Annotated in this window: 8 protein-coding genes; 5 read left to right on the forward strand and 3 right to left on the reverse strand. The window is 33.0% G+C overall.

What is annotated here, in order from left to right:
• Nucleotides 1-154: 154 nt before the first annotated feature.
• A complete protein-coding gene (locus EMN46_RS16570; protein ID WP_154201935.1) occupies nt 155-1,336 on the reverse strand; it encodes a M20 family metallopeptidase in 1,182 nt (393 codons plus the stop codon).
• A 719-nt stretch (nt 1,337-2,055) separates the two neighbouring features.
• On the opposite strand from EMN46_RS16570, the gene EMN46_RS16575 reads away from it, so the two are divergent.
• From EMN46_RS16575 to EMN46_RS16585, 3 genes are all read left to right on the forward strand, one after another.
• Nucleotides 2,056-3,144 (forward strand): DUF1573 domain-containing protein, encoded by a 1,089-nt coding sequence (locus tag EMN46_RS16575; RefSeq protein ID WP_154201936.1) that lies wholly within the window; start codon nt 2,056-2,058, stop codon nt 3,142-3,144.
• Between the two features lie 239 nt (nt 3,145-3,383).
• On the forward strand, nt 3,384-4,514 hold the full coding sequence (meaB, locus tag EMN46_RS16580; protein ID WP_154201937.1) for a methylmalonyl Co-A mutase-associated GTPase MeaB: 1,131 nt from the start codon (nt 3,384-3,386) through the stop codon (nt 4,512-4,514).
• Between the two features lie 126 nt (nt 4,515-4,640).
• A complete protein-coding gene (locus tag EMN46_RS16585; RefSeq protein WP_154201938.1) occupies nt 4,641-5,738 on the forward strand; it encodes a TlpA disulfide reductase family protein in 1,098 nt (365 codons plus the stop codon).
• Between the two features lie 359 nt (nt 5,739-6,097).
• On the opposite strand, the gene EMN46_RS16590 is transcribed toward EMN46_RS16585, so the two are convergent.
• The gene (locus EMN46_RS16590) at nt 6,098-6,814 is read right to left on the reverse strand and encodes a Crp/Fnr family transcriptional regulator (protein WP_154201939.1); all 717 of its coding nucleotides are present in this window, start codon (nt 6,812-6,814) and stop codon (nt 6,098-6,100) included.
• 153 nt (nt 6,815-6,967) lie between these two features.
• Entirely contained in the window at nt 6,968-8,614 is a 1,647-nt protein-coding gene (locus tag EMN46_RS16595; RefSeq protein WP_154201940.1) for an NAD+ synthase, read from the reverse strand.
• 261 nt (nt 8,615-8,875) lie between these two features.
• Between EMN46_RS16595 and gldB the strand changes: the two genes are divergently transcribed.
• Both gldB and EMN46_RS16605 read left to right on the forward strand, forming a co-directional pair.
• Nucleotides 8,876-9,874, forward strand: a complete 999-nt coding sequence (gene gldB / locus EMN46_RS16600; RefSeq protein WP_154201941.1) for a gliding motility lipoprotein GldB — start codon at nt 8,876-8,878, stop codon at nt 9,872-9,874.
• 29 nt (nt 9,875-9,903) lie between these two features.
• The gene (locus EMN46_RS16605) at nt 9,904-10,443 is read left to right on the forward strand and encodes a 5-formyltetrahydrofolate cyclo-ligase (RefSeq protein ID WP_154201942.1); all 540 of its coding nucleotides are present in this window, start codon (nt 9,904-9,906) and stop codon (nt 10,441-10,443) included.
• The last annotated feature ends 398 nt before the right edge of the window (nt 10,444-10,841 follow it).

A 10,841-nucleotide genomic window follows, 5' to 3' on the forward strand; every position in this document is an offset into this window, starting at 1 on the left:
TTTTAAACACAAAAAGAAAATGGGATAGAAATGTACTATTTTAAAAGAGATTAAATAGTAATTCAAATTTTTCTTTGTGATAATATAAATGTAACAGTCATAAAGTAAACATTTTGAGTCTTATAAGGCGTGGTTTTTCGCAATAAATTTCCTCTTATTTATTTAAGAAATCTATTGCCAAATAAGCCATTATACCCATTGATGTTTCTAAACTGCTATCTTCTGCCTGAAAACCAGAGGTATGTAAACCACTTGATCTCTCTTTTTTTACACCAAATCGGTAAAAGCATGAAGGGTACTTTTGTGAATAAAAACCAAAGTCTTCGGTTGTCATTCTAATATCCATATCTTCAACTCTTTCATCATCTAAAAATGAGATTGCTGCCGTTTTTGCAGAGCGCGTATAGTTAATATCGTTGACTAAAAAAGGGTAACCATGTCTTATATCTACTTCGCATTCTGCACCCATGCCTTTTGCCGTACTTTGAGCAATGTCAGTAATCAGCTGTTTAGCCTTTGCACGCCATTCTTCATTCATTGTTCTAAATGTACCTTCTAACTTCACTTCACTGGGGATAATATTTGTTGCACCCTCGGCTATCATTCTGCCAAAAGTAAGAACGGTTGGTATTCTAATATCAGCGTGCCTGCTTACAACTTGCTGTAGAGCAACAACAATGTGAGAAGCAATTAAAACCGTATCATCACATTTGTGAGGCATTGCGCCATGTCCACCTTTACCTTTTACTGTAAGATACACTTCATCTCCCGATGCCATATACATACCTTCTCTGAAGCCTATATGTCCCGATTCCATATCAGGTAATACGTGTTGCCCCATAATTAAATCTGGTTCAGGATCAAGAGCACCTTCTTCCATCATTAATTTGGCACCACCAGGTAATAATTCCTCTCCTGGTTGAAAAATAAGTAAAACAGTTCCTTCCCATTCATTTTTTAGCTTATTCAGAATTTTGGCTGTGCCTAGTAAGCTAGCCATGTGCATATCATGACCACAGGCATGCATAACTCCCTCATTTTTTGAACAGTTTGTGTGAGTCTCATTCTCACAAATAGGAAGCGCATCCATGTCGGTGCGAAGAGCTAATATTTTTTTGCTCGGGTTTACACCTTCAATTTTACCTACAATACCTGTTTTTACGAACCCACTTTTGTATGGTATGCCATAAGAATCAAGTTTTTGTTGAACAAACTTAGATGTCTCAAATTCTTCAAACGATAATTCTGGATTTTGATGAAGATGGGTTCTAATCGATTTAATTTCTTGAAGATACTCGTGGCTAAGTTCTTTTATCTTATTTATGATTTGATCCATAAATTTTATTATAATCTGGTTAATATATGACGTATTTGTTTTTCTGAAATTATTTTGATTGCGACAATTAATATTAGAATCTAAATATAGTTTTCAGGTATTTTGAGCCAATTCACTTATCAACAATAAATGTGTGTTCTAAAATCAGCTTGACTTTAATACTACTGTGTTCTTCTTTATAATAATTAGAAACTGTAATTATCCCAATAGGGGTAATATAAAAATATAAGTTTGTTTATCGAGATACATGTTGGTTATACCCATCAAAAACATAAGAGCTGGAGCAATCATCGTTTCTTTTAAGGCCGATACGTTTCCAACTAATTTGCACTAAGATCAATACTATTTACAAGTAATAGGTCTAGAATTTGTATGCTTATTGTCTATAAATATATAAAGTAAAATTAGAAATTTCATTTCAAGAATCAATATATAAATTGAATGTGATGCAATAAAGTATTTGGAGATATAGAAAGTAATATGATTTTGTATTAAGCAAAGCCTATGTACAGCGTAATTAAAAGCTTGTTATTTAATACATAAATTTTTGTTTTTAATAATCATTAACAAGTATTTAACGGAACATTATGGTAGCTTCGTTAAAATTTAATTATTTTTGCATGGATATCTTTATTTAGATAAATCTGAATTTATTTTTTTACAACTGTAATTCCGACTACCCATTAAAATGAGTATCGGAATGTTTTAATACAAAAATTATGAGATCTTTTTATTGTTTATTGATTGGACTAATGTTATCAAGTTTTGGAGTTAGTGCTCAAAACTCGAAGCCGGTAATGGAGTTTAGTTCAAAAGTCCACGATTTTGGAACCTTCAAAGAGGAAGCAGGCAAACAAGTCTATTCTTTCGAATTTATTAATAAAAGTACAACGCCTATTATTATAAAGAATGTACGTTCATCTTGTGGTTGTACTTCTCCAAGTTGGAGTAAAGCACCTGTTGCTCCTGGTAGTAAGGGATTTGTGAAAGCAACTTATGACCCTAAAAATCGCCCTGGACCATTCAATAAGTCAATTACAATAACTGCCAATACAAATCCAGCCATTTCTATTCTTAGAATTAAGGGTACTGTTACTGCACGTGTTAAAACTGTTCAAGATTCTTTTCCTCGCTTAATGTCTGGCTTACGAATGACTAATAATCATTTGCCATTTACTAAAGTGACAAATAATGAAATAAAAACAGCTGAATTAGAAGTATATAATGATACAGATAGTGCAATGACTGTTGGATTTAGGAGAATTCCTGCTCATTTGAATATCAAACTTGTGCCAGAAACAATCGCTCCTAAAACTAGAGCTAAGATAGTTGCTGTATACGATGCATCTAAAAAACATGATTGGGGTTTTGTAACAGATTATTTAGATATACTTGTTAATGGAAAGTTTGCGCCACGTAACCGTTTAACTATTAGTGCAAATATTACTGAAGATTTTGCAAAATTATCTGATAAAGAACTCGAGAATGCTCCTGTGTTAGAACTAGAAGAGAAAGTCTTTAATTTTGGAGAATTGACTCAAGGTGAGAAAACTGAGCATACCTTTATTATGAAGAATACAGGAAAATCTGATCTTTTGATTCGTAAAACAAAAGCATCATGTGGTTGTACAGCTATATCTCCTGCATCAAAAATTATAAAAGCTGGTGAATCGACAGAATTGAAAGTTGTTTTTAATTCTAGAGGAAAACGAGGTCGTCAGAATAAACGTGTTACCATAATAACAAATGCACCCAAAACTTCAAGTATTGATTTGCGTGTAATGGGTAATGTTGTTATGCCTAAGTAAACATCGTTGTTTTAATAGTGATATTAAAATTATTGCAATAATTGAAAATATTGAGAAAGGTTGTTCGAGTTTAATTTCGGCAACCTTTTTTTTATAAAAGCAAATCGATTGTTTTTGTTCATTTTTTGAATTGATAAGCCCGTTTTTTTTAAATTTGTATCAATTCATTTTCTAATTGTTTAATTTCCTATTCAAATAAGCATTCTATTATAAATGCTTATTGTTTAAAAAATATAATTATGGTAGATAAAGACGATCATCATCATATAGAGAATTGTCATTCATACAAAGCTTTAAAGGTAAATCCAGGAATAAGTCAACCACCTTCGATCAATCCTAACGTTGTAGAAAGGATGAAGAATAGAAAGCGTAAAAGATATTCTGTTGATGATTACATTAAGGGGATTTTAGATGGAGATATGACAATTTTGAGCCAAGCTATTACTTTAGTAGAGAGCGCTAAATTTGAACATCAAAAAATTGCTCAGGAGATTATTGAGCGTTGTTTGCCACATTCTGGTAAATCGTTACGTATAGGAATTACTGGCGTGCCAGGTGCCGGTAAAAGTACTTTTATAGAGACTTTTGGACAGCATGTCACTGGAAAAGGACATAAGCTTGCTGTTTTGGCAATTGATCCAAGTAGTGAAAGAACCAATGGAAGTATTTTAGGTGACAAAACTCGAATGGAGGGACTCGCGATAGATCCTAACGCTTATATTCGTCCTTCGCCTTCAGCGGGTTCTTTAGGTGGTGTTGCACGAAAAACGCGTGAAACCTTGCTTCTATGTGAGGCTGCAGGTTTTGATACAATTTTAATCGAGACTGTTGGTGTTGGTCAGTCAGAAACGGCTGTACACTCGATGGTCGATTTCTTCTTGTTGATTCAAATCGCAGGAGCAGGAGATGAGTTGCAAGGTATTAAGCGTGGTATCATGGAAATGGCTGATACTATTGCTATTAATAAATGTGACGGTAATAATATAAATAAGGCAAAATTAGCTAGAGTTCAATTTGAAAATGCTTTACATTTATTTCCATTGTCACCATCAGGTTGGTCGCCTAAGGTTTTAAGTTGTTCTTCTACCGAAGAAACAGGTATTGCTGAAATATGGACTAACATTATGGATTATTGTAAGCATACAAAAGCCAATAATTATTTTGAAACGCATAGAAGTGAACAAGCAAAATACTGGATGTATGAAACTATTCATGAACAATTGCACGATAATTTTTACCATAATAGTAAAATAAATGGTATGATTCCTGATTTTGAAAATAAGGTGTTGAATGATGAAATAAGCTCTTTCGTTGCTGCTTATAAGTTGTTAAATACATATTACGACGAAGTTAAGCAAGGAAATGATTAGCTGTTTAAAAGGTTAATCTGATTAAATAAGTGCTTTATTGTATATAGAGTGTACTTGTCGAAATAAATTTTTGAATTCAAATTTTATAATTAGCTTTAACAGAATATTAATCAAAATGTCGTTATTATGAAAAAATTACTTTTCGCAGCTGTTGCAATTTCTGTCCTTTTTGCTTCCTGCAATACAAAAAAAACTTATGAACTTTCAGGAAAAATTGAAGGTCAACAAGAAGGTAAAATCTATTTGAATATAGAACAGGATAGAAAGCTTGTTAAAATTGATTCTGCTGATATAGTAAATGGTGTTTTTAAACTAGAAGGTAACGTAACAGTTCCTGATGTATGTTATTTACAGGTTGGCGATAAAAGAGGTGCAATCTCTATTTTTCTTGAAAATGCGCCTATCACTGTTGAGGCTAATATGGATAATTTAAGAGAAGCTAAAATTACAGGTTCTGCATCTCAAGATGTTTATAATAGTTTTGAAGCTTTGATGGCTGAGTATAAAACGAAGCAAGAGCCTATTATTGCTGTATATAAAAAAGCAATGGCTGATAAAGATGAAGTTGCTGCCGAAAAAGCAGTAAAAGAATATGAGGCTATAGATTCTGCAAAAATGGCATCTGTAAAAACTTTTATAAAGGATAATTCTACCTCTGTAGCAGCTTCTGTTATTGCCTATAGAAGTTTACTAAGTCAAGCTGAAGTTTCTGAAATGGAAGCTATATATAATGCTTTTAGCGAAGATGTAAAAGCTGCAAGAAGTAGTGTTGTTATCAAATCAAGACTTGATATTTTGAAAAGTGTTGCAGTTGGTCAGCCAGCTCCTGATTTTACTTTAAATACACCAGAAGGTACACCTCTTAGTCTTTCTAGTCTTAAAGGTAAAGTTGTAGTTATCGACTTTTGGGCTTCATGGTGTGGTCCTTGTCGTAGAGCCAATCCACATATGGTTGAAATGTATAATGAATTAAGTTCTAAGGGTGTTGAATTTTTAGGCGTTTCCTTAGATAATGACGAAGCTAAGTGGTTAAAAGCTATCGAAGACGATGGATTAATTTGGAAGCATGTATCTGATTTAAAAGGATGGGATTCTGCAGCTGCTAAATTATATGGTGTAAATAGTATTCCAGCTACTGTTCTTATTGATAAGGATGGCATTATTGTTGCTCAGAAAATTTCTGGCGATAAGTTGAAAGCTGAAATTGAAAAATTACTTAAGTAATAAAAATATACTGAGGGAGACCTCTTGAGAATAACCTGATTGGTAATATACCTTTCAGGTTTTTTTTATTTAGAGTTTATATAAAATGAGTACTGAGTTGATTTTAGTGCTTCATGTCGACTTGTAAATATTCCACGAAGTGTTTTGTTTTAATTAGTTAACTTCTTTTAGGTATGATACTAAAAGGATGAATCTCTAATTCACTTCTTAAGTGAGCTTATACGAGTTTAAGCACTTTGTAGTATCTTACTAGTTACCAAGTGTACTCGACATTGCGACAAAAAGTAAGTGCTAGTTGTTGGCATTAAAAAAGGGAATTCAATTATTTTGAATTCCCTTTTTTATATGTCTTATTGAGATTAACCTAGTTTACTTATTCTATCTAGTTTAACTTTATCAAGTATCTTAATTTTTCTACCATCAATTGCAATTACATCTTCACCAGCGAAAGTCGATAATGTTCTAATAGCATTCGAAGTTGTCATGTTTGATAAGTTAGCGATATCTTCTCTAGAAAGATAAACCTTAATCGTTTTTTCATCATCTTCGAAACCATAAGTATCGCGAAGAAATAATAAAGACTCAGCTAAACGTCCTCTAATATGCTTTTGAGTTAAGGTAACAGTTCTACTATTCGAAAAGCCTAGTTCTGCAGCAAAAGATCGAATAATGCTTAGAGAAATCTCTGGGTTAGTTTTGATGAGTTTTAAAATCATATCATAACTAACTGTGCAAGTAACACAATCTTCAATAGCAATGGCTGATACGATATTATTTTCTTCAGCAAAAAGAGCTCTATATCCTATAAATCCGATAGGTTTAGCCATGCGAATAATTTGTTCACGACCGCCAACACCTTCTTTAAATATTTTTACTTTTCCTTGTTTTAAAGAGATGAGACCTAAAGGTTTCTCTCCTTCTTTGTAAATGAATTCACCCTTTTTAAAAAAGCTACAAGTCATATTGTCTCGCAAATTCTCTTTTTCTTCTTGACTAAGGAAATTGAATATTGAATTAGGGTTATTTATTACCTCTAAGCAGACTTGTTCTCGAATTTTTTTATCACTTTCTATCATGATCAAATCAGGTGTATGGATTTACAAATCAAATATGTTTTATAACACTTCAAATGTATAAAAATCAAATGTAATAGCAAAAGAAATAAAGAAATTTATCCGTAATTGAATTTTCAATGTAATGGTGTTATTATCAGTGTGTTGTAATTTATTTTAGTATTTTGCTACCAAAGGAATCTTTCTTCCATAGCCAAAAGCCTTTGACGAAATGCGTAAAACTGGTGACGTCTGAAACCTTTTATACTCATTCATGTTGACCAACCTGATAATTTTATCGACGATATTTTTTGAAAATCCCTGTTCAATAATCTTGATAGGTGACATGTTTTTTTCAATGTATAGATACAAGATTTCGTCAAGAATATCGTAATCTGGTAAAGAATCGGAGTCTTTTTGATCTGGTCTTAGTTCAGCTGAAGGTGGTTTTACAATACTGTTTAAAGGAATGACTTCTTCATCCTTATTCATGAAGTATGCTAGTTTAAATACATCTGTTTTATATACATCACCAAGAACAGAAAGGCCTCCATTCATATCACCATATAGTGTTCCGTATCCAACTGCTGATTCACTTTTGTTCGAGGTGTTTAGAACAATATGACCAAATTTATTTGAGAGTCCCATTATTAAGGTACCACGAACTCGAGCTTGAATATTTTCTTCAGCAACATTAAATGGTAAGTCACCAAAAATTGGTGCTAGGCTAGTCTCAAATGATTTGAAAATATCTTGAATAGGTACAATCTCGTATTGTATACCTAGGTTTTCAGCTAAATCTACTGCATCTTTTATTGAGTGATCAGAAGAAAATTCAGAAGGCATTAATAAAACACGAACGTTTTCTTTACCCAAAGCTCTTTCTGCCAAAACAACTGTAACTGCCGAATCGATTCCACCCGAAAGCCCTAAAGTTGCTTTCTTAAAGCCCATTTTTCCAAAATAATCTTTTAAACCTAAAACGAGAGCATCGTGAATTTTTTCGATGTAGTCTACTTCTTTTACATCTGCCTTTTGATTTTCAATTTTGTCTAATTCTATAATTCCAAAATCTTCCTCAAAGTAATTTAGTCTGTGTGCAACCTCACCTTTTGAGTTTGTAACCATTGAATCTCCATCGAATATTAATTCGGTATTTGCACCAATTTGATTAACGTAGATTACTGGTAAATGATATTTTTTTGATACCGATTGAAGAATATCTGTTCTAATATTTTTTTGATTGTGAGAAAAGGGAGATGCCGCAATATTGACAACAAAGTCTGGTTTTAACAAGCTTATTTTCTCCATTGGAGAAATGGTGTACAATTCTTCCTTTGCAAAATTATTGTCAACAGCCTGTTTTTCCCACAGGTCTTCGCAAATTGTAATTGCAATTTTCTTTCCCTGATATTCTACTAGATGATAGGTTGTATTGGGTTCGAAATAACGATATTCATCAAAAATATCGTAGGTTGGTAATAGGGTTTTATTGTGAATGCTTTGAACTTTACCATCGCACATAAAAAAAGCAGAGTTGTATAGTTTTTTACCCTTTGAATTAGGATTAATTGAAGGACCACCCATAATACCTGCAATATCAACACAATGCGTAGCAACAAGATCAATTGCTTTTAGCGTTTTCTCTATAAAGTCTTCTCGTTCCAATAAATCTTTAGGCGGATACCCACAAATAGCTAGTTCTGAAAAAACAACTAAATCAGCTTGCTCGCTTTTTGCTTTATTAATGGCTTCGATAATTTTGTCGGCGTTGACTTCGAAGTTTCCTATATGGTAGTTAAGTTGTGCTAAAGCAATTTTCATTTCTATATAATTTTACGACAAATAAGTTTTATCGCCTACTGTTTGGCGGTTGACAAAGTTAATGATAAATCATTAATCTTTTAAAGTACAAGCGGCTAATGCTTAAACAAAAAAATTGTGGTATAAATATGAGCTTTTAACTTTGATGGTTTACCTATTTTGGTAATTTTGATAATATCTTATTTTCGAATAATTCTTTGTTTAATATTTTAGAATCAAGACATTGGGGAATAAGCTTTCGTTTAAATTATATAGATAAGAATGAGAAAAATTACATTTGGGTTACTTCTATTAACTGTTTGTTTGTTAGTAGCATGCCAATCGAATAAACTTAAAGTTGATGTTTCGGGTATCGATTTGGACATTAAAATAGATCGATTTGAGAAGCAGCTTTTTGACCTTAATAAAGGAGGTACACTTAATGATTTAGAAAAGAAATATCCTCATATTTTGGGCTTGTATTCTGAAAAAGTAATTGGACTAGGGAAAGTTGATGATCAGAATTACAGCCAAAACTTAAATAAATTTTTGAAGGATTCAACAATGAATCTTGTGGCGAATAGAGTCGACTCAGTTTTCCCAAATCTTGACGTACAAGAAGAAGAGTTGGAGGGTGGTTTTAAACATTTAAAATATTATTATCCTAAGGCTGAGATTCCTAGGGTGTTTTCACAGATTTCTGGTTTTAATCAATCTATCGTTGTTGATAAAGGTTTAATTGGAATTAGTTTAGACAAATATTTAGGTGAGGATTGTGATTTTTACGCTCTATTAGGTCGTCCTGTTTATATGAGAAAGAATATGGCTCCAAATCGAGTTGCTCAAGATATTCTGTTGGCTTATGCTTTGACAGAATTTCCCTTTAAGCCAAAATCGGAGAATCTGATGGAGCAAATGATTTATCAAGGGAAGATTTTGTATTTTTTACAGGCACTTTTACCCGAAAAGGGAGAAGCTGATATCTTAAAATATAGTAGCGAGGATTTTAAGTGGTGCGTAGATAATGAAAGTCACGTGTGGGCCTATATAATTGAACAGAAGCATTTGTTTAGTACAGATAGCAGTATGGCCCGTAATTATATAAACGATGCGCCTTTTACGGCTGGAATGCCTACAGATTCGCCAGGGCGTATTGGAACTTGGATTGGATTACAAATAGTGAAATCGTATATGGAAAAGCATGGTGAAATTAGTTTGCCCGATTTGATGCAAAATGATGATTATGCTAGCATATTGAGAGAATCGGCTTACCAAGCCTAATGTGAATAACAACAGCTTATTATTCTGTGATGATTGATGAAGAAAAAAAACGAATCCGTAGAGAGATTCGTGACTTAAAGAGGCTTGTGTCTCTTGAAGAGAAGACAATTCGTTCGAAAGCTATATTAGAGAAAGTAGAGCAATTACCTGAGTTTGCTTCGGCGAAAACAGTCATGCTTTATTGGGCTATGGAAGATGAGGTGCAGACATCTGACTTTGTAATAAGATGGGCAGCGAGTAAAACGGTGATTCTACCCTGTGTTAATGGCAGTGATCTTGATTTACGTGTGTTTAGAGGTGTTGAAGATCTAATTGAAGGTGAGAGTTTTGGAATTCCAGAACCTTCAGGTGAATTGTTTACCAATTATGAAAATATCGATTTGATTCTTGTACCTGGTGTAGCTTTCGATGTGGATAATAATCGCATGGGAAGAGGTAAGGCATACTACGATAAGTTACTTTCAAGTCTTAAAGCATACAAATTAGGTGTTTGTTTCGATTTTCAACTGCTACAATCAGTTCCTACCGATGAGCATGATATAAAAATGGATAGAATTATTTCGGAGTAATTTGTTAAGTGACGACTAACTTATCCAATCAGTATATTAAAATCCCGATAGTTTAAATTATCGGGTTTCTCATCGCTGGAGGGTGCATGCTACTTTTATTTTTTTCTTTTTAGCGGGCTGAAAGCCCATACAAATTTAGCTCGAGGCTTTGTCTCGGGATTTGTTAAGGATTTACCATACGCACTGGAAGTGCAGCTTCGTATTAATCGTTCCATAAATATTCTTTCTCGTAATCTATCTTTTTAATCTGTCCTGAATTCAAGTTGCAAATGCAACTTTTTGATTATTTACAACATAATTATATTTTTCATTTGGAGTCAAGTAATTTAGACGCTTTCTAGGCCTATTATTTAGTTTATCTTGAACCCATTGTACTTTTTCATTTGTTATTCCATCAA

Origin of the sequence: Ancylomarina sp. 16SWW S1-10-2, assembly GCF_009669305.1 — a bacterium.
Taxonomy (GTDB): Bacteria; Bacteroidota; Bacteroidia; order Bacteroidales; family Marinifilaceae; genus Ancylomarina.

What these genes read in the sequence shown, in the direction of transcription:
- EMN46_RS16575 (WP_154201936.1), top strand. Translation starts at nt 2,056, where the DNA reads ATGAGATCTTTTTATTGTTTATTGATTGGACTAATGTTATCAAGTTTT.
- EMN46_RS16585 (WP_154201938.1), top strand. Translation starts at nt 4,641, where the DNA reads ATGAAAAAATTACTTTTCGCAGCTGTTGCAATTTCTGTCCTTTTTGCT.
- EMN46_RS16605 (WP_154201942.1), top strand. Translation starts at nt 9,904, where the DNA reads ATGATTGATGAAGAAAAAAAACGAATCCGTAGAGAGATTCGTGACTTA.
- EMN46_RS16595 (WP_154201940.1), bottom strand. Translation starts at nt 8,614, where the DNA reads ATGAAAATTGCTTTAGCACAACTTAACTACCATATAGGAAACTTCGAA.
- meaB (WP_154201937.1), top strand. Translation starts at nt 3,384, where the DNA reads ATGGTAGATAAAGACGATCATCATCATATAGAGAATTGTCATTCATAC.
- EMN46_RS16590 (WP_154201939.1), bottom strand. Translation starts at nt 6,814, where the DNA reads ATGATAGAAAGTGATAAAAAAATTCGAGAACAAGTCTGCTTAGAGGTA.
- gldB (WP_154201941.1), top strand. Translation starts at nt 8,876, where the DNA reads ATGAGAAAAATTACATTTGGGTTACTTCTATTAACTGTTTGTTTGTTA.
- EMN46_RS16570 (WP_154201935.1), bottom strand. Translation starts at nt 1,336, where the DNA reads ATGGATCAAATCATAAATAAGATAAAAGAACTTAGCCACGAGTATCTT.